The organism is Thiomicrolovo sp. ZZH C-3 (assembly GCF_054862725.1).
The window spans coordinates 68033-87500 of sequence record NZ_JBTKXX010000002.1 but is presented as its reverse complement, the minus strand read 5'-3'; the positions used below and the strand labels follow the sequence as shown (position 1 = coordinate 87500).

Here is a 19468-nt window from a genome sequence, read left to right as displayed (position 1 = left end):
AACGCAGTATGCTGACGTATTATCTCATCTATTTCATTCCTGCAGTCGTAGCGATGCTGAAATCGGGCGAAATGCAGCGTCCGCGCTTTGCATGGACACTCTTTGCGATCCTGCTGATCATTCTGCTGGGCTTCAGGATGAGCGGGGGTGACTGGTACAACTATCTTAAACTGTATGAAGGCATGCAGTTTGTGACGCTTGAAGAAGCAGTTTCTGCCAGGGATTTCGGCTACAAGCTCATCAGCTACGTGATGTACCAGTGGGATCTCGGTTTTGCCGCTGTCACACTGATCTGTGCCATGATCTCGGTAACGGGGTTGATGGTATTTCTGCGGCAGCAGGTCAATCCGTGGCTCGGGCTGGCCGTGGCGGTCCCCTATCTTTACATCGTTGTGTTCATGGGCTATATGCGGCAGGGGGTCGCCCTGGGCCTGGTGATGTGGGCTATCACCTATCTGGACCGCGGAAAATTTTGGCACTATGTTGCGTTTGTGGGGCTGGCAGTGACTTTTCATATGTCTGCCGTTTTGATGATCGCTTTTGGCATATTCCAGCGGAAAAAAGGTCGTCTTTTCAACATATCGGCAGTTGTTGTCATTGCCGCGGGCTTTTGGGCCGCATACGTCGGCGACGCGACCGAAAGACTCTATGTGAACTATGTTCAGGCGGGTATGATATCGGAGGGGGCATTGATCCGTGTCCTGCTCAATGCCGTCCCGGCGCTGCTGCTTTTGCTGCTGCGCAAAAGATGGCGAGACGAGTTCGGTGACTATGGCTTTTGGTCGATCATCGCTTACGTATCACTGGCGGCAATTCCCCTGGTCGGGCTGGCTTCGACGGCTGTCGACAGGGTGGCACTCTACTTCCTGCCCATCCAGATCGTCGTTTTTGCCCGACTACCGTATCTGCTACGCCATGTGTTTCCCCCCCAGCTGACGGCTTTCATGATCTTGGGTTTCTATTTCACGGTCCTGACGGTCTGGCTCAATTTTGGTAATTTTTCGATGTGGTGGGTACCATATAGGAACTATCTTACTTCTTGGATGTTTGGATGACAGGGGTGTGGCTGCCGCATTGAAGCAAATTGGGAGACTTTGAGGGTCATGGAATGAAATGGACGGAACGTAGAGAATGGTGACGTACTACCTGTTATTTCTTGTCCCTGCTATGATGGCGATGGTCAATGCCGTAGGAACAGCCCGACCAAATAGCGCACTCTGGGTCACCATCGGAGCTTTGCTAACTATTTTTGCCGGGTTTCGTATGAGTGGCGGCGACTGGCTCAACTATCTTGAGCGTTTTGAGCAGATGCGCTACTTGACACTGGATCAAGCATTGAGTATCAAAGACCCGGGTTATCAGCTGATCAGCTACTATATGTACCAGTGGGAGTTCGGTTTTTTCGCGGTAACGACGATCTGCGCGGTGATCTCTGTCACGGGTCTGATGATTTTTTTGCGGCGTCAGGTAAACCCCTGGCTGGGCTTGGCCGTGGCGATCCCATATCTGTACATCGTCGTTTTTATGGGCTACATGCGGCAGGGGGTGGCACTGGGGCTGGTGATGTGGGGCATCACGTTTCTCGACAGGGGTAAATTCTTACGGTTTGTCGGAATGGTTGCTCTGGCGGTTACATTTCACAAGTCAGCGATTCTGATGATCGCTTTCGGGGCTTTTCAGCAGGGGCAGGGAAGGCTTTTTAAGATCCTGGCGGTCGTGTTCGCCGGGATTGGAGTCTGGACGGCTTTTGTCGGAAGTGCCGCCGATACACTCTATAAGAATTATGTCGAAGCAGGGATGGAATCTGGCGGTGCTCAGATCAGGGTGGCGCTCAATGCGCTACCGGCGCTCCTGCTGTTGATTTACCGCAGGGAGTGGAAAGAACACTTCAGTGACTACGGTTTCTGGGGCATGGTGGCATTGGCCTCAATAGCGGCAATGGGGCTGGTCGGGATGGCGTCAACCGCGGTGGACCGGATGGCACTCTATTTCCTGCCGATTCAAATTGTCGTATTCTCCCGGCTGCCGTTTTTAATGCGCCACAGGTTCCCGCAGCAGACGATGACATCCCTTGTATTACTGTTCTATTTCGCTGTTCTAACCGTCTGGTTGACTTTGGGCAACTTCTCGATGTGGTGGATACCGTATAGAAACCTTATAACCATGTCTCTGTTTGGGTGACGGTGCGCATTAATGAAAAAATGGATTTTTGTTATCAGTGCTCTTTTGCTGCTGCTTTTGACCGGACTCAACCTGGGGAGGTTTGTCGATGTTGCCGGTCAACCTGTGAAATCGGATATCATCGTTTGTCTGGGCGGCGGGACCGTAGACCGGGTAAAGGTCTCCATGCGTCTGTTGGAGGAGGGGTACTCGGCCCGGAGTGTATTCTTGCTTATGGGAGAATCCTGGTACAACCGGCCCTATATCGGGAAACACTATCCGGATGCGCATGTTACGATAGACGAGGGACCGAAAAACACGATGGAAGAAGTCGTCGCGCTCAAAAAGTATATGCAGATACATGGGTACCATAGTGCCATTATCGTCACGGATCCGCCCCATACCCGGAGGGTGCGCGTACTGCTCTCGATTCTGCCCGGCGGGGCAGATGATAAGATGACCTTTTCCCTGGTTGCTCCCCATGAAAAGTGGTGGGACAGGGAACACTACTATAAAAACGCACAGGCAAGGCAAGCTGTCCTGCATGAGATTGGAGGCATTATATATGCGCTGCTATGCAGTGCAGTTGCAGGGTGCCGCACAGGTGACTAATGCATGATTTGCATCCAAAGCAGCCCGAGATATTCGTGAAAGGCGGTCTCGCTGTTGCTCAGACCCGAGGCACCGGGTAGTTGCAGAAGGACTGAATCCTTGGCCTTAAAGTCCGTTGGAGCGGCGCTGACGTTGAGGCCCACATTTTCAAAGCTTTTTATGGCACGAGGCATATGTGCGGCAGACGTGACGAGAATGACTTCTTTGTTCCCGGCGATCTTTTTGAGTGCAGTGGCCTCTTCGGCAGTATCACGCGACGAGTCCAGTACGATGATATTGTCCTCTTCAACGCCCAAAGCGGCGGCAACACGTGCATTGACCTTCGCATTGGAGAGTTCGTCATGACCGCCGTAGCCGCTGAAGATCAGTTTCGCACCGCTGTTCTGACGAAAGACGGCAATCCCCTCGACAATGCGTACCAGCCCATCAGGATAAGGTTGGGAAGAGAGGGGAAGCGTTTCGTCCGAGTCATGACCATACCCCAGGACGTGGACGTAAGCCGCCGGTGTACCGTCCGGCTGCCATTTCGGAAAGTGTGATTCCAACGGTTGAAGCAGCAGCGCCGAAAAGGGGGCGTAGGAGAGCAGCACGATCCAGACAAATGCGACGGAGAGAAACTGTAATCCCTTCCTGCGGCGGTCGGTGTAGAGGAGATAGAGTCCGATGGCAGACAGGAAGAGAAAGATCGGGAGCGGCATGATGAAAGAAGCGATAAACTTTTTGAGCAGAAACATAAGAGGATTATAGGTGAATAGTGATTAGCAACTGGTGATGGAGCTTCGACCCTCCGGGGCACATTAAAAAATGGCAAGTTGTCGTTACCGGTTCTTTGAAAGTCGTTGCACAGGCAGTTACAAAAACTGTCAGCCGCGAAATGCTACTATCGCCGTAGCAAAAACCGCGGGAGCCGGATGAAGACTGACAAACCTCTCACCATCGCCATCGTTATCAACACCTCCTGGAATATCTACAATTTCCGCAGAGGAATGCTCAAAGCGTTCCAGGCAGAAGGGCATCGCATTGTCTGTATCGCGCCGCATGATGAGTACTCCGAAAAGCTCGAGGCACTCGGATTTGAGTTTTATGACGTTATGATCAACAACAAGGGAACCAACCCTATCGAGGATATCAGGCTCATAGGCGATTTCTACCGGATTTATAAAGCGGTCCGGCCGGATGTGTTGCTGCACTACACTATTAAACCCAACATCTACGGCGCAATGGCCGCCGCTCTTCTGGGCATTCCGGTCGTCAGCAATATCTCTGGACTGGGGACCGTTTTTTTGAACGACAGCCTCTCATCCAGGATCGCCAAGCTACTTTACAAGATCGCTTTGAAGGCACCCAAAAAGGTATTTTTCCAAAACATACAGGACCGGGAGCTATTCATCCATTCGAAACTGGTCAAAGCAGAAAGGAGCGGCCTGCTGCCGGGATCGGGGATCGATTCCACGCGGTTTGCACCGAGGCCGGTAGGCGTTTCCAACGGAACCGTCCGTTTTCTTTTTATTGCCCGTCTGGTCAGAGACAAGGGGATCATCGAGTACGTCGAAGCGGCAAAACTGATCAATCAGCAGTCCGATGCGCAAAAAGTCAAATTCATGATCCTGGGGGCCTACTACCCGGGAAATCCTACGGCTATCACCGAGACCGAGATGAAAGCATGGGAGGCGGAAGGAACGGTTGAGTATCTTGGTACGAGCGATGATGTTGCATCGGTCATTGCCGATGCCGATTGTGTCGTGCTGCCTTCATACCGTGAAGGATTGTCACGTGTGCTGCTCGAAGCCGCCGCGATGGCAAAGCCTATCGTAACGACGGACGTCCCCGGCTGCCGGGAAGTCGTGGACGACAATGTAAACGGTTACCTGTGTCAGGTGAGGGACACCGGGTCTCTGGCAGAGGCGATGATGAAAATGCTTCGATTGACAGAGGAGGAGAGAAGTGTCATGGGGCAGAAGGGACGTGAGAAGGTCTGCAGGGAGTTTGATGAACAGATCGTGATTGATCGGTACCGCGAGGCGATCGCGGGGGCAGTGCAGCGTTGAACATGTTCGGCGGTAGCGTGTGAAACTGCTTTTCGTACATGATCATATTTTTATGACCTGGGGCGGGAAAGTCTACTCCAATACCTTCCCCTATGCGTTATTGAGACGTTACGTCGATATGGGGCTCGAAGTGACAGTCGTGGCGCGATGCAGGGAAACGGGAATGGCGCCGGATATTCCTGTCGCTTCCGGTACCGGCATATCATTCGTCTTTTTGGAGAACATCGCTTCGTTCAAGGCGTTTTTCGGCGCGAGACAGCGGCAGCGGCAGCGGCTGACAACTCTTGTTGCAACACACGACCATGTGATTGCGCGCGTGCCGAGCGAATTCGGATTAATGGCGGCAGCGATTGCCAGGCGATTGAACAAACCGTGTATGCTCGAAGTCGTGGGATGTGCCTGGGATGCCATGTGGTACTACGGGAGCCTCAAGGCCAGACTCTATGCTCCGCTTCTGTATGCGCGAATGCGTCGTGCTGTCAGGCAGGCGCACTATGTCAGCTATGTGACAGAGGGGTTCCTGCAGCATCGGTATCCGCCCGGATCGAATGCCATTACTGAGGCAATGTCGGACATCATGCTGCCCGATGCCGACGAGGCTGTACTGCAAAGAAGGTTCAAGAAGATCGACCGCTCTGAAGCCAAGCTTGCTTTGGGCACGATCGCCAATGTGGACCTGGCATACAAAGGTATTGATGTGGTCATCAGGGCACTGGCCGAGATCAAAAGTCGGGGGATCGACGTTGAATACAGGGTACTGGGTGGCGGCGATCCTGACCGCTACCGTGCGTTGGCTGCCAGCCTTGGGGTTGATGGAGACGTGCATTTTGACGGCAATGTGCCGGGCGGCGACGCTGTCTACCGCTGGTTGGACACAATTGATCTGTATCTGCAACCCAGTCTGACCGAAGGACTTCCCCGCTCGCTTATGGAGGCAATGAGCAGGGGATGCCCCGCCGTTGGTGCTGACGTCGGAGGTATCCCCGAGCTGTTGGATGAGGCAGTGCTGTTCCGGCATGCAGCGCCGCAGCAGTTGGTAGCGCTGATTATCGCATTGCATGAAGACAGGTCACGAATGCGGCAAGAGGCATTGCGGAACTTTGACGTGGCACGGCTGTATGAAAACACTCGGCTGGAAGTAAAACGGCATGCTTTTCTGGAGCAATTTTTTAAAGAACAGAGCTATTGACTGTTTGGCCGCAGGTATTTTTTGACCAGCAGGTATGGGCGGAGAAAAAAATAGGCCCAGTGTAGTCCACGGGGAAGATTGAGCAGTCGATACTCGTTTTTTGACGGTTTGAAGAGGACCTTGTTCAGGTAGCGCAGCTTCATGGGAAGCGTTGGGAACAGTCGGAGCATGGCACGGGTGCTGGAGAACATGCCGGCATGGTGTCCCCAGCTGTTTTCGACAAAACGTATTAGCGGAGCGAGCCAGTGACGATCTTCCGGGTATGGTTCGAAGGCAGACGGCAGGGGAGTGTCAAAGTGGCGGCTGCTCAGATGGAGTCCGAGAAGCAGAAGACGGCGGAAGTTGCCGCCCGCCATTTGTGCGGATACGCCGTGCCAATCAATGGGCTGGGTGCGGATTAATACATCGATATCTTTGATCCAGCCCACTCTCTCCCACAAATGTTTTGATCCGTGGATACACAGGTAGATCAGCAGGGCTTCGTTTGAAAACGTATGAATGGTATGTCCGTTGATCTGTATCGGTTGTGCTTCAGACCAGATCGAATGAAGATTGATACGGATCGGGTAGTCGGCATCGAGCAGCTGCCAATGGAGTTCGAGGGGTAGATGTTTTTGTGGATGGTATAACACCATGTCTTTGGCATACCGGTACCACTGCTGCTCCTGCTCGGCCGGGATAAGAAGCGTATCCTCATAGCCTTCCATGCACAGATGGTGCTTAAGCAGATCAATGTCTTTTCGATGGATGAGGAGGTCAAGGTCTCCGAACTGTCGTAAAGTGATGTCGCCGTAAAGCAGTTGTGCAAGGGCGGGCCCTTTGAAGGTGACTGCCTTGATCCCATTTGCTTTAAGAACTTTTGCGATCCGCAGAAGCTCTGCAGCCATCAGCATATTCCTTTGCGCGATCTGCAAATAGGCTGATTTGAGGTCTGCAATGAGCGTATGAAGTTGGGAGTTGGCCGCCGGCGGTATATGAGTGAAAAGCTTTTTTCCATCAAGGTTTACTAGAGACTGATAGACAAGGGGGAGGAGACCGTGGGCGTTTGCCATCGTTAGCAGCTGATGGCGCTCTGAATGGTCTGTCGGTATCAAAGAAGCGATGAGGTCTATTTCTTCGTGTGACGGTTCTGACTGACAGCAGGCAATGAGGAAGCGGAGGACATCGGAGCGCGAGTGCTTCTGTGGCGGAACGGTATGCATGCACTAATTATAGCAGTGGGGTTGGAATTTGCCGGTGGTTCGACTCATCCCCGGCTACGTCGTGCCTGCCAAAAAACAAGAAAGTAAATGAGGTGGAACAGTTGTGTAATCAAAAAAGGTGTTTTATATGATTATTTGTATGATATTTTAGTTTGTATTCATATGAAAACCCTATAATTACATGCATATTGATTCATACATATTTTTTTTCCGTTTTGTAGATAGAAGGCCATTTCCATGTTTGTTGAGATTCTTGCCATTTTTGTTGTTTCGACGATTTTTACCTATGCTTTGGTTTGTTTTTCAGAGACGCTGGGGTTAGTGGATCACCCGAACGGTCGCAGCTCTCATGTACATCCTACACCCCACTCTGGGGGAGTGGGGATCTTCGCCTCTTTGATGGGGGGACTGACAGTCTTTGAGCCGGAAATGCTTTCCCAGTTTCCGCTTCTGTTTGTCGCTATAGCGCTGGTTTTTTTGGTAGGCATCGCCGATGACCGTTTTGAAGCCAGTCCTAAAATGAAATTCTTTGTCATTTTCCTTGCAACGCTTATGACCTTTATGGAAGGGTTCCAGATCACGGACCTCGGCCACTATTTCGGCGGGAAACTGGGATTGGGGTGGCTGGCGCTGCCGTTTACGATGTTCGCCGTGGCGGGCTTTACCAATGCACTGAATCTCATAGATGGAATCGATATGCTTGCGGGCACGGTTGCATCCATAATTTTGCTTACCTTGGCGTACATCGGTTATATGCATGATGACCCATTGATGATACATCTGTCCCTGGGTACGGTTGCAGCTATCGCGGGCTTTTTGGTTTTTAATTTTCACCCTGCACGTATTTTTATGGGGGACAGCGGGGCACTGACGCTTGGTTTCATCATCTCGATGCTCTCGGTGCATGCACTGAAGTATGTCGATGCGACAACGGTTTTCTTTATTGCTCTGGTTCCGATTCTCGATACCGTTGTTGTCATGGTACGACGTATTCGCTGGGGAAGATCGCCTTTTGCCCCGGATAAGACGCACATACATCATGTCATCATGCGTCTTAAAGGGAACAATGTCCCATTAAGTGTGGCTATTATCGCATCTATTCAGATCATTTTTTCCATCGTGGGGGTCGAACTGGCCGATAATGAACCATTTTTGAACCTGCTACTTTTCGGGCTTGTCTTTTTTGTATTTTATATTTTCCTTTCGTTGCGTATCCCACGGGAAACCGAGATGCTCTAGAGACGTTCAAGTAAAGGTTGTGCCAAAGATGTCTTAAAGCAGGTTGTCTATAAGATCTATTTATAAAAAAGTCCTAAAAGGTCAAACGAATGAAAGAGCTGGAAGAACAAAATGCTGAAATGAAAGATGTCGCACAGACGCAGTTGTTTGACACTAGTGCACGTAAAGCATATAGGACTCCGGAGCTTCGGGAAATCGGTTCAATGGCTACAAAAACGAAAGGTCCGAACCAGCTGCTGGGCAGCGATGTTTTGGTGCTGGGTGGCTCTTGATTTCTTTGACAACCCGTTCAGTAGAAGTATTCATGGGTGAAGAAACTGCTTCATATTATTTACTTTGATACACGTATTGATAACCGGGAGGAGGTTGGTACTGCACTTGGACTTTCCGGGCGCTTTGATGATAGAACATTACTCTTATCGGCCTTCCAAAGGTGGGGCAAGCTCTGCGCGGAAAAGCTGATCGGTGATTTCTCCTTTGTCGTGCATGATACTCAAGATGATGTTTATTATTGCGCCCGTGATCCGCTCGGTATCAAACCGCTCTATTATGTACAAACAAAGAGACAGCTTTATTTTGCCGGCGATCTTGATGTACTTTTTGAGAAATCCGGGATTGAAAAATACCCAAACGTTGAAGCGATACGTTCCCTACTTGACACGATAGCGATTGATTACAATGCCACGATGTATGAAAATATTTTCAGACTTCCGCCGGGACATTGGATGGTAGTTGATAAGGGAACATTGGATCAATATCGCTATTGGCGGCCGGAGACCATCGTTACAGACTATTCGATTTCGCAGGATAAGGCAGTAGAACGCTTCCGTGTACTTTTTGAACAGGCAATTCAGGATCGTATAGATGAAGAAAAAACGACTGCTTTTGAGCTAAGCGGGGGATTGGACTCATCTTCGGTAGTCTCCTACCTACGTCAAACCGATCCAAAAAAACAACTTAATGTCTATGCAATGCGTTTCGGGAACTTTTCATGTGATGAAGGGCCGTATATCGACACGGTTGCCGACAAATATGGATTATCACCAACACAGCCACGCATTGATTTGACGGATTATACCTCACGGTATGACATGGCTTTCAATTACAACGTCAACCCACACTGGCCGATGGTGGTCACCTTTACGATGGTTTTTCCTCTTGTTGAACAGATGCGGCGAGACGGTATGACAGCGGTGATTACGGGGCAGGGTGGTGATCATATTATGAATGGAAGTCCCTATGCATTGACAGAGATGCTGAAGCGCTGGTCTTTTGTCAAGCTTGCAGGTGAACTATGGCACGTGAAGAACCGGAGAAGTGTGATTAGCGCTTATCTCATTAGGCCTTTTTTGAGTGACGGTAAAACGCGTTTTCTAAAGAAAATTTTGGGGATGCAACCGGAAATGCCTGAACAAAAAAGATATGCCGTCAAAAGCATTACAGAGTCGTATCCAGTTCTCTCCAGGGCATTTTCCGCCGAACTTCAGTTGGTTACCTCACCTATACATGCCATGATGATGGATGCCGCAGCTTTCCACGCCATAGAGAAGCATTTCGGCGTCGAGTACCGTCACCCCTTCTTTGACGTAAGGCTGGTGGAGTTTATGCTTTCACTTCCCCCCTGGTTCAAGTTCGGCTGCGGACGGAAGAAGTACCTTCTTCGTTTGGCGATGAAAGGCATTCTCCCCGAAAAGATCAGGGAGCGTTCTGACAAAGCAGAATTTTCCGAAGTGCTCTTACAGCAAATTGACGCCATGGATCTCCCGCCGCTCCTGGACGATCCGGTGATCGTTCGCAAGGGATGGATTGACAAAGAGAAGATCGACGTGATGTACGGAAAGTATCGTGATGGTCGTCTTTCACCCGCTGAAACCGTCACTTTCTGGCGCTACATCAATGTCGAGTATTGGTATCGGCATACCTTCGAACCGGATAAGCTTAGTGCTTAACAGTACGTTCGTCAAAGTATCGAAAAAATGGACAAGGTCGAGCATGAGCATTTTCAGGGAGTATGACATCCGGGGTATTGTGCCGGGGGAACTGAACGAGCAGACGGTGATGAAAATAGGATTCGCACTGGCCGGGAAGATCGACGGCGAGTTCGTTGCCGTGGGCTACGATGCGCGGACGCACTCTCCGGAGCTGTTCGGGTACCTGGCTGCAGGGCTCAATGCCGGAGGGAAGACGGTACTTGCCATGGGACTCGTGCCGACGCCGGTGAACTACTTTGCCAACTACCAGGAGTTTGACGGAAAAACGCCTTCCGCCTCCGTCATGATTACCGGATCGCACAACCCCAGCGAATACAACGGCTTCAAGATCACCGTTGCCAAGGCCCCATTCTTCGGCGAGCAGATCTACACCCTGGGCGATGAGGTTGCCGCGATAGAGATGCCGCCGAAGGCAGATGAAAAGATTATCGAGATCGATGTAAAAACGCGCTATATCGACTATATGGTCGAGCAGTTTTCCCACCTGAAGGGGATGAAAGAGAAGATCGTCTATGACTGCGGCAACGGGGCGGCCGGTGTCGTCGTGCCGGAGATCTTTGCGCGCCTCGAGCTGGATGCGAGAGGCCTCTACGTCGCGCCCGACGGCACCTTCCCCAACCACCACCCGGACCCTTCTATCGAGGTCAACCTGTCCGACGTCAAGTCGGCCCTGGAGGCGGAAGGCGATGTCGCCATCGCCTACGACGGTGACGCCGACCGAGTCGTTGTGCTGACAAGGAAGCACAAAATCAACGGTGATCAGATGGCGCTGCTCTTTTCCATGGGGATGGAGAAGCCCACCGTCATCGGTGACGTCAAGTGCTCTCAGGTAATGTTCGACACCCTCAAAGCCCGTGGTGCAACGTCGGTGATGTACAAAACGGGGCATTCCAACCTCAAGGTGAAGATCAAAGAGCTGAATGCCGACCTGGCGTGTGAGATGAACGGTCACTTTTTCTTCAATGACCGTTATTTCGGTTACGATGACGCCATCTATGCCACCCTGCGGATGCTGGAGCTCGTCCAGGAGGGAATAGACCTCGATGCGGAGCTGGACAAGCTGCCGTCGGTCTATTCCACCGAGGAGATCACTGTGAAGACGACCGAACAGGAGAAGTTCCCGTTGATGGAAAAACTGAAGGAGATGCTGCAAAACCCGCCGGCAGATTTCCCGGTGATCCACGACATCATCACGGTTGACGGTGTCCGCGTCATCTTTGAAAACGGTTGGGGACTGGTACGCGCATCCAATACGACTCCTGTGCTCGTGACCCGCTTCGAGTCACCGGACCCGGAAAACGCCAAACGTTACGAAGAGGCCCTGAACGAACTCATTGGCAAAGCCAAAGCTGCATTGTCTTAACCCATGGTTGGAATGATAATGTATGTGATAACTTTGTGATAAATTTCATCGTGTTTGAATGTTATTTTCAGCTTTTGGGTGATAATCTATAATTATTGACCTATAAGGAGTAATTAATGAAAGTTTTTAAATATGCAGTCGGCCTAAGCCTTATCGCTTCTGTGGCCATCATAAGCGGTTGCGGGAGTAGCAGTGGCAGTGCAAGTTATGGGTTGCCGGTGACGTCAAGCGGTGTGACATATAGTGATTTTAACGGCAGTGTGATTATGCATATGGAACTCTCTTCAGATGGAAAGACACTCTATGCCGCTGTCAATGATTCCGGGACGGATGCACATCCGGATGCGGTTGAACACGGACTGACGATTTTGAACCTCTCGACGGGAACTACCGAGCATATCGATACCGGTTTGATGGGGCGTTATGTCAAACTTTCCAATGACGAAAAAACCGCATACGTCACGGCGGGGGGAGATGATAACCTTTCGTTTATCGATTTGGGAACGAAGACGGTGACAAATTCCATTTACATCGACAGCTATGCCAGCGGTATGGATATTACGGCGGATGGCAGCAAGATGTATATTGGACTCGACGGCGTCAGTAATGAGCTGGCGGTTGTTGATCTGGCTACGGAAACCGTTGAGAAGCGGGTACCGTTGAATGGCGGTTATGGGAATACCGTCATCCTGTCCGCCGATGAATCGAAAGTGTTTGTAAGCGAGTCAAGCGGTGGCGGGCTGGTGACGTACGATATCGCTGCTGATGCTGTCAGCACCATTACGACAAGCGGCGGCGGTTATGCAGCCGATTTTGATATGACTACCGATGAAACGACGGCCTATGTTTCACTGGGCCAGCAAAGCTTGGGGATCGATATTGTGGATATGGTTGCCGGTACGGTGAGCGCAACGCTTTACGATATTAACGCAACAGATACATTTGACTGGGTCAGAGAGGTCAAATTGAGTAAAGATGACAAGCTGCTCTTTGTAACGGAGAAAAATCATGACGATACCCTGTTCATTGTCGATCTTGAGAACAATAACAGTGTTTCAAGTGTTGTCAATACAGGTGCGACACGCTGTATCGGCCCCAGCAGTGTGGCAGTCTCGCCTAACGGTGCAAAAGTTTATGTCGGTTGTGCAGAAGGTGTTATTGCAGAGTTCGATCTGACTAAACAATAAGAGCGATTAAACGTATGCATGCCTTCAGCATGCATACAGAGCCATAAATATCGAATACAGACGGCGGTCTGTTTTCACTGCATCTTTTTCTCCGAAACCACTCCCTATCATTTTCAAGAGCAGTTCCTTAAAGCCATTATTGCGATATGTCTTTTTATGATGCTGCGTTTGGCGTTTTCTACTCAGTGGTTGTCGGCCGCATTTATGTGCCTCGGTCGATCATTGCATAGATATCCGCGATATCTCCTTTCAGGCGGTGAATGCCGCCGATCTCTCCCGTTTGCAGGACATTGTTGAGCACCGTCAGCATCTCCTGCAGTTTTGCTTCGATCGTTCCATGTGCAGGAGTGCGAGCTGTCACATCTGCTTGGGTGTGATTGTCCGCAGTCTCTGACTGGAGCCGCCGCAGCTCCGCTTCGAACTCCTCTTTGATCCGCTCGATGTCATAGCGGTAGTAGGGCTCCCCGGTCCGTCCTGTATAGGCCTTGGCGATACCATGGACGACGGCCTGATCGAAAGGGAACCCTTTCTGCTCCGGGTGGTCGGGGTCGCGGATCTTCAATGTGTAAAGAATCTTGCCGACGACTTTGGCGTCAACACCGTAGTGCTTTCCGATCTGGGTCATGGTCTGGTACATGGCATCCCTCCGTATTGTCAGATTTTACAAATATACAATACCTGTAAAAAACATTTAAAAATATTAATATTGCATATTGAAATATATATAGTTAAAAAATAATTAAAAATATTTTAGTAGGATTACAGAAGGGTACCCAGGAATTTTGATAAAAAGGATGTAGAAATGGGATTCGTGAAGAAACTGGTGGCGGCAGTGGCTGCCTTGGCAATCAGTATCCCCCTGTTGGCCGGCGTTAATCTCAATACGGCGACGGCGGAGGAGCTGGAAAGTCTCAAGGGCATTGGCCCGTCTACGGCGGCGAAGATCATCGAGTACCGCAAGGAGCACCGCTTCAACAGTATCGAGGATATCATGAACGTCAAGGGAGTGGGTGAAAAAACCTTCCTGAAGATTAAGGATGACCTCGAGGTCTGACCCTTACCTTTGCCGGGCTAGTCCCGGTAGAAGGCTTTTGGGCATTTTTGAAAACCCTGTGCGGTGTGCGAGGGCATGGTCGGCGGAACCGTTCTCCCCGTCGGTTGATGCCTGCAATCTCGGCACCGTGCAGGGTTTCCAGAGCAGCCCCGGCGCCATGGCGTGTCAGCGTTAAGCGTGCGATTCGCGCAACGACGATTTTCTTTGGTTTCTTTTCTTTGTAAAAAGAAAAGATAGAGAAGAATGTTCATGCCACTTGTTTCTCACAGAGAGTGCAAGCACAAAGAAAAAGTAGCGCAAAAAGCGGCCTTTCGCGAAACGCACGCCCTTCCTTACACTACTGCACCAGGGCGGCTTACAAAGATTGCGCTCAAGACCAAGAGTCCATTTAATTTATGCGCTTCGACGTGTCGAAGCTCTGTTTTCCCATTAGCTTCGGTTCCCGAAGCGCATCAAATCGATAGGCAACCTGTCGTGATACGTGCATTGAAAGCCGTTTCGGAGGCATAAAGCCGGGAGAAACGAGCGATTCGTATCNGCGCATCAAATCGATAGGCAACCTGTCGTGATACGTGCATTGAAAGCCGTTTCGGAGGCATAAAGCCGGGAGAAACGAGCGATTCGTATCACGACGATTTTCTTTTGTTTCTTTTCTTTGTAAAAAGAAAAGATAGAGAAGAATGTTCATGCCACTTTTTTAGAAAAAGTAGCGCAAAAAGCGGCCTTTCGCGAATCGCTCACCCTTTCTCGGCTTTATGCCTTCAGGGTGGCTTTCAAAGAGCGCTCAAGGCCCATTTTTATCTGATTGAATGCGCTTCGACATGTCGAAGCTCTATTTACGAATCACGAATCAGGAATCATTTCCATGATATGGCCATGCCTGAAATCGGTATAATTTCGGTGAAGTTTGATAGGGAGAAAAACATGGTCAGAGTCGCCGCAGTGCAGATGCGAATGGGTGAGGATAAAGAGGCCAATAAGGACCGGGCGGAAGCGCTGGTGCGTGAGGCGGCGGCTGCGGGCGCACAGATCGTTTTACTGCCGGAACTTTTCGAGGGGCTCTATTTCTGCAAAGATATGGACGAAAAGTATTTCGCGTGGGCCCAGCCGCGCCAGGGCCACCCGATGATCGCCCGCTTCTCGGCGTTGGCAAAGGAACTCGGCGTCGTATTGCCGCTGAGTTATTTCGAGCGTGACGGTGAGCGCTACTTCAACTCCCTGGTGATGATCGACAGCGACGGGACGGTGCTGGATAACTATCGTAAGACCCACATCCCTTCCGGCCCGGGCTACGAGGAGAAGTTCTACTTTGAACCGGGGGACACCGGATTCAAAGTGTGGCAGACGCGTTTTGGTAAGATCGGCGTCGGCATCTGCTGGGATCAATGGTTCCCGGAGACGGCGCGCTCGCTCGCACTCATGGGTGCCGAACTGATCTTCTACCCCACCGCGATCGGCAGCGAACCGGAAATAAACGTCGATTCCAAAGAGCATTGGCAGCGCGTTCAGCAGGGACACAGCGCCGCCAATACCGTCCCGGTCATTGCGGCCAACCGTATCGGCGAGGAAGCAGGTGAGAGCTGTACGCTCACCTTTTACGGCTCGTCGTTTGTGACGGACTATACCGGCAGGAAGATCGCCGAAGCCGACCGGGAGAGCGAAGGCGTCATTTATGCCGAATACGACCTTGACGAGATTGCCAGACAGCGCGACTACTGGGCGCTCTTCGCCGACCGACGCCCGGAGATGTATGGGCGGATCTGCGGGGAGTAGTATTGAGCGCAACCTCTATTTTCTTTGGTTTCGTTTCTTTGTAATAAAGAAAGGAATGAACTACAAATATCTTTGCTACTTGTTTCTCACAGAGAGTGCAAGCACAAAGAAAAAGTAGCACAAAAAGCGGCCTTTCGCGAATCGCTCATCCCTCCCGGCTTTATGCCTCCGGGATGGCTTTCAAGGATCGCGCTCAAGGCCCAAGGCCCCATTTTATTGATGCGCTTCGACGTATCGAGGCTCTTTGCTTTTCAGTTAGCTTCAGTTCCTGAAGCGCATAAAATCGATAGACGAAAGGTCGTTAAGCGTGCCGTGAAAGCCGCCCTGAAGGCACAAAGCCGAGAAGGGCGTGCGATTCGCGCAACGACGATTTTCTTTTGGTTCTTTTCTTATGAAAAAGAAAAGAATGAACCGCTGCAAAAAGCGGCCCTTCGGCGTGCCGAAGCTCTTTTTTTACGAATTACCAATCATGGCATACCGTATGTGTATGTGCTATAATCCCTCTATGTTGTCCAAGGCCCCCCATTGCTGCTGAACCAACTGCAACGTTTCCATGATGAGACGTTTCCCGAATCGATGGAAATTCTCATTGCGTATTTCGCCGTTTTCGGTGAGAGCGGCATCGAGATCGATACCACCGTACCGCTTTCCGAACTGATCGAAACGAAGATACTGGACCACTACGGTGAGCACTACAACCGTATTCATACAGGCTTTCTAGAGGACAAGCAGGTGATTGCACTGCTTCAGGCGGTTGCCAAGGGGGACCGCCGCATCCACTCTGCCTGCCGACGGGCGCACATCAGCGAGGCGAAGGGGGGTGAGATCGTCGATCACCTTCGTACCATCGGTATCCTCGACCTGGAGGCGTCGCGCGAAGCGCCCCCGAAAAAGGAGTACCCGAAACAGAAGCTCAAGCGCGAGGTCGCCCGCCACCGCATCTCGCACAAGCTGCGCTTCCGCTCCCCTTTTCTGCGCTTTTGGTTCCGGTTCGTCTCACCACAGCACCGGCGTATTGAGAAGGGGGATTATGAAAGCGTACTTCAGCGTTTTGAGGAGCAGGACACGGCGTTTACAGGGCTCGTTTTCGAGGAGATCTCCCAGCTCTACCTACGGCATCAGCTGGGAAACGACCCCTACCTGCGATGCGGCAGTTACTGGGACCGGGTGATCGAGCTCGATATCCTGGCCCGCGCCCCTGGCGGCGGCTTCATCGTCGGCGAGTGCAAATGGACCAATACCAACGTCAACAAAGGCGAACTGCAGAAGCTGCAGGAGAAGTGCGCCCTCGTGGGGCTCGAGCCGGAGCAGATCTGGCTCTTTGCGAAACGGGGCTTTTCCAACGAGCTCGAGGCGATGCGCAGCGATACGCTGGTGCTTGTCTGCGCGGAAGAGATGAAAGAACTGATTGAGTAGCGTACAGAGAACGCAACACTTTTAGGAGGAGAAAAGATGCAATACCGCTATATCGGCCGAAGCGGCCTGCGGGTCAGCCCGATCTGCCTGGGGACGATGACCTTCCCCGGACAGTGCGACGAGAAGAGCGCCTTCGCCATCATGGACAAGGCGTATGCGGCGGGGGTGAATTTCTTCGACACCGCCGAGCTCTACCCGGTGCCGCCGCGCAGCGACCTGGCGGGGCAGACCGAGGAGATCGTCGGACGCTGGCTCAAAACGAAGCCCCGGGAGAGCATCATCCTCGCCACCAAGGTCGCCGGGGCGGCCTCGGGCTGGTTTGTCCCCCCGGTCCGTCACGGGCTGACGGCCATGGACCGCTTTCATATCGAGCGGGCGGTCGAGGGCTCGTTGAAACGGCTGGGAACGGACTACATCGACCTCTACCAGATGCACTGGCCCGATACCGTCGTGCCCGTCGAAGAGACGATGGAGGCTTTTGACCGGCTGGTGCAGAGCGGTAAAGTACGCTATGTCGGGACCTCCAACGACACGGCCTACGGGACGGCGAAGGCCCTGGCCGCCAGCCACTACAAGGGGCTTGCGCGCTTTGAGTCGATCCAGAACAACTTCTCTTTGCTCAACCGCCGTTTCATGGATGAGCTCGCCACCCTCTGCCGTCGGGAACAGATCTCCCTGCTGCCCTATTCGCCGCTGGGCGGCGGGGTACTTAGCGGCAAGTACAATCAGGCTGAAATAGGCGAAGGGCGCTTTGCGGACTACTTCAAATCCCCCAACGCCCGCCAGCGCCTGATGGCGGCACGCTTTGTCAACGACAAGACCCTCTCTTCTACGCAGCGCTACCTCAAAATCGCCGCCGACGCGGGGCTGGACCCGGTGACGATGGCGGCGGCCTGGAGCAAGCAGCACGATTTTGTCGCCTCCACGATCATCGGGGCGACCCGTCCCGAGCAGCTCGATGCGTCGCTCGCGGCCATGGAGCTGACCCTCACGGATGAAGTGATGGCGGCCTGCGACGCGGTACACGCGGACATTCTCTACCCGATGGGCTGAAAGGGGCGCTGAAACAATGAGAAGGGGAGGTGTGCGGCAACTGGGGGTCCTGGGTGTTGCGGCACTGCTGCTTCTCGGCGGCTGTTCCACCCGTTATGCCGAGCACAGGCCGTTGCCGCCGCCGGTTGTCCATGCCGCTGAGAGGAGTTTTTCCGCGTTGCCGCCGATGGAAGAGGTGTGGCTGCCGCAGGAGGAGACGGCCGCGGCACGGCAGCCCGTACTGCAGGATCCGGTGCTTTCCAAGCTGTACCCTTTCCAGGAGCAGTGGCACCATACCCCCTACCGCTACGGGGGCGTGGGATCGCGGGGGATTGACTGTTCTGCATTCGTACAGCGGGCCTACCGGGATCTTTTCGGCATCCGTCTGCCCCGGACGACCCGGCAGCAGGCAAGCTGCGGCAGCGCCGTATCCAAACAGCAGCTGCAGGCCGGGGACCTCGTCTTTTTCCGTACGAGCGGCCGGGACCGCCATGTCGGCATCTATCTCGAAGGGGGGAAGTTCATGCATGTTTCCACCAAATACGGGGTGATGATCTCGAGCATGGATAAGCCCTACTGGAAACGGCACTACTGGACGACAAGAAGGATACGATGAGCATGACGATATTCCGGCTCGGACTGTTTGCCGCGCTGTTGGCCGCCCTGTTCGGCGGCTGCGCCATGAAAAAACCTTTGGAAACGGCGGCCTACGTCGTCGTGTTCAAGACACCGCAATGGCGGTTCGCCGATACGGGGTACATCCGCAAGGGTGACGGGGTTGCGGAGCTGGAAGTTTTCGAGGCGGGGCAGCGTATTTTGCGCTTGCAGGTCGAAAGCCTCGTCTGCGTGGAAGATGAGGGGTGTCTCGCCAAATCAGCCTTCAATGCCAAGTATCTCAGCGCCGCCTACCCGGATGACCTCTTTTATCACCTGCTGCGGGGTGAGGCGATCATGGAACGGCAGAACCTCGTGCACACCGACGACGGGTTTGAACAGCGGATCGGGGGAATCCTCTACCGGGTGAGCGCGGAGCAGACCTACTTCAAGGATTTCGAACATGGGATCCTGATCAAGTTCAAACGCTTGCCGTAAACCGACAGTGCTATCAGCTTCGACACGTCGAAGCGCATTCAATTGAATTGAAAATTGGCCTTGAACGTTCCTTGAAAGCCATCCCGGAGGCCCAAAGCCGGGAGGGATGA

The 19468-nt window shown here is 52.4% G+C and carries 20 protein-coding genes; 17 read left to right on the top strand and 3 right to left on the bottom strand.

The window, feature by feature from the left end:
* The first annotated feature begins 8 nt into the window (after positions 1–8).
* The 3 genes from ACXWTF_RS08830 to ACXWTF_RS08820 all read left to right on the top strand — a co-directional run bounded on the left by ACXWTF_RS08830 (position 9) and on the right by ACXWTF_RS08820 (position 2772).
* A complete protein-coding gene (locus tag ACXWTF_RS08830; RefSeq protein ID WP_461714649.1) occupies positions 9–1055 on the top strand; it encodes an EpsG family protein in 1047 nt (348 codons plus the stop codon).
* 76 nt (positions 1056–1131) lie between these two features.
* Positions 1132–2181 carry an EpsG family protein gene (locus ACXWTF_RS08825; RefSeq protein WP_461714648.1) on the top strand — a complete coding sequence of 350 codons (1050 nt, stop codon included), beginning with the start codon at positions 1132–1134 and terminating at the stop codon, positions 2179–2181.
* A 12-nt stretch (positions 2182–2193) separates the two neighbouring features.
* Positions 2194–2772 (top strand): YdcF family protein, encoded by a 579-nt coding sequence (locus tag ACXWTF_RS08820; protein ID WP_461714647.1) that lies wholly within the window; start codon positions 2194–2196, stop codon positions 2770–2772.
* Here ACXWTF_RS08820 and ACXWTF_RS08815 read toward each other — a convergent pair.
* Positions 2769–3506 carry an ElyC/SanA/YdcF family protein gene (locus ACXWTF_RS08815; protein ID WP_461714646.1) on the bottom strand — a complete coding sequence of 246 codons (738 nt, stop codon included), beginning with the start codon at positions 3504–3506 and terminating at the stop codon, positions 2769–2771. The genes ACXWTF_RS08820 and ACXWTF_RS08815 overlap by 4 nt on opposite strands.
* A gap of 177 nt (positions 3507–3683) precedes the next feature.
* On the opposite strand from ACXWTF_RS08815, the gene ACXWTF_RS08810 reads away from it, so the two are divergent.
* Both ACXWTF_RS08810 and ACXWTF_RS08805 read left to right on the top strand, forming a co-directional pair.
* On the top strand, positions 3684–4820 hold the full coding sequence (locus tag ACXWTF_RS08810) for a glycosyltransferase family 4 protein (RefSeq protein WP_461714645.1): 1137 nt from the start codon (positions 3684–3686) through the stop codon (positions 4818–4820).
* 19 nt (positions 4821–4839) lie between these two features.
* Positions 4840–6009 (top strand): glycosyltransferase family 4 protein, encoded by a 1170-nt coding sequence (locus ACXWTF_RS08805; RefSeq protein ID WP_461714644.1) that lies wholly within the window; start codon positions 4840–4842, stop codon positions 6007–6009.
* On the opposite strand, the gene ACXWTF_RS08800 is transcribed toward ACXWTF_RS08805, so the two are convergent.
* Positions 6003–7211 (bottom strand): nucleotidyltransferase domain-containing protein, encoded by a 1209-nt coding sequence (locus tag ACXWTF_RS08800; protein WP_461714643.1) that lies wholly within the window; start codon positions 7209–7211, stop codon positions 6003–6005. The genes ACXWTF_RS08805 and ACXWTF_RS08800 overlap by 7 nt on opposite strands.
* Positions 7212–7448: 237 nt before the next feature.
* Here ACXWTF_RS08800 and ACXWTF_RS08795 point away from each other — a divergent pair, with 237 nt between their 5' ends.
* The 5 genes from ACXWTF_RS08795 to ACXWTF_RS08775 all read left to right on the top strand — a co-directional run bounded on the left by ACXWTF_RS08795 (position 7449) and on the right by ACXWTF_RS08775 (position 12991).
* Complete coding sequence (locus ACXWTF_RS08795) at positions 7449–8450, top strand: glycosyltransferase family 4 protein (RefSeq protein ID WP_461714642.1); 1002 nt, start codon at positions 7449–7451, stop codon at positions 8448–8450.
* Between the two features lie 89 nt (positions 8451–8539).
* Positions 8540–8722, top strand: coding sequence for a hypothetical protein (locus ACXWTF_RS08790; RefSeq protein ID WP_461714641.1), 183 nt, complete (start codon positions 8540–8542; stop codon positions 8720–8722).
* 36 nt (positions 8723–8758) lie between these two features.
* Positions 8759–10399, top strand: coding sequence for an asparagine synthetase B family protein (locus ACXWTF_RS08785; protein WP_461714640.1), 1641 nt, complete (start codon positions 8759–8761; stop codon positions 10397–10399).
* Between the two features lie 43 nt (positions 10400–10442).
* Positions 10443–11804: a phosphomannomutase/phosphoglucomutase gene (locus ACXWTF_RS08780; RefSeq protein ID WP_461714639.1), complete on the top strand. Its 1362-nt coding sequence runs from the start codon at positions 10443–10445 to the stop codon at positions 11802–11804.
* Between the two features lie 116 nt (positions 11805–11920).
* Complete coding sequence (locus ACXWTF_RS08775) at positions 11921–12991, top strand: hypothetical protein (protein WP_461714638.1); 1071 nt, start codon at positions 11921–11923, stop codon at positions 12989–12991.
* 202 nt (positions 12992–13193) lie between these two features.
* Here ACXWTF_RS08775 and ACXWTF_RS08770 read toward each other — a convergent pair whose 3' ends face one another.
* Positions 13194–13628 carry a hypothetical protein gene (locus tag ACXWTF_RS08770; RefSeq protein WP_461714637.1) on the bottom strand — a complete coding sequence of 145 codons (435 nt, stop codon included), beginning with the start codon at positions 13626–13628 and terminating at the stop codon, positions 13194–13196.
* Between the two features lie 165 nt (positions 13629–13793).
* On the opposite strand from ACXWTF_RS08770, the gene ACXWTF_RS08765 reads away from it, so the two are divergent.
* The 7 genes from ACXWTF_RS08765 to ACXWTF_RS08735 all read left to right on the top strand — a co-directional run bounded on the left by ACXWTF_RS08765 (position 13794) and on the right by ACXWTF_RS08735 (position 19358).
* Positions 13794–14045 (top strand): ComEA family DNA-binding protein, encoded by a 252-nt coding sequence (locus ACXWTF_RS08765; protein ID WP_461714636.1) that lies wholly within the window; start codon positions 13794–13796, stop codon positions 14043–14045.
* Positions 14046–14969: 924 nt separating this feature from the next.
* On the top strand, positions 14970–15818 hold the full coding sequence (gene aguB, locus ACXWTF_RS08760; RefSeq protein ID WP_461714635.1) for an N-carbamoylputrescine amidase: 849 nt from the start codon (positions 14970–14972) through the stop codon (positions 15816–15818).
* A gap of 72 nt (positions 15819–15890) precedes the next feature.
* The gene (locus ACXWTF_RS08755; protein ID WP_461714634.1) at positions 15891–16316 is read left to right on the top strand and encodes a hypothetical protein; all 426 of its coding nucleotides are present in this window, start codon (positions 15891–15893) and stop codon (positions 16314–16316) included.
* A 27-nt stretch (positions 16317–16343) separates the two neighbouring features.
* On the top strand, positions 16344–17234 hold the full coding sequence (locus ACXWTF_RS08750; protein WP_461714633.1) for a DUF234 domain-containing protein: 891 nt from the start codon (positions 16344–16346) through the stop codon (positions 17232–17234).
* A 36-nt stretch (positions 17235–17270) separates the two neighbouring features.
* Positions 17271–18287 (top strand): aldo/keto reductase, encoded by a 1017-nt coding sequence (locus ACXWTF_RS08745; protein WP_461714632.1) that lies wholly within the window; start codon positions 17271–17273, stop codon positions 18285–18287.
* Positions 18288–18318: 31 nt separating this feature from the next.
* Positions 18319–18882 (top strand): C40 family peptidase, encoded by a 564-nt coding sequence (locus ACXWTF_RS08740; protein ID WP_461714631.1) that lies wholly within the window; start codon positions 18319–18321, stop codon positions 18880–18882.
* Positions 18879–19358 carry a hypothetical protein gene (locus tag ACXWTF_RS08735; RefSeq protein ID WP_461714630.1) on the top strand — a complete coding sequence of 160 codons (480 nt, stop codon included), beginning with the start codon at positions 18879–18881 and terminating at the stop codon, positions 19356–19358. Before ACXWTF_RS08740 ends, ACXWTF_RS08735 begins: the two co-directional genes overlap by 4 nt.
* The last annotated feature ends 110 nt before the right edge of the window (positions 19359–19468 follow it).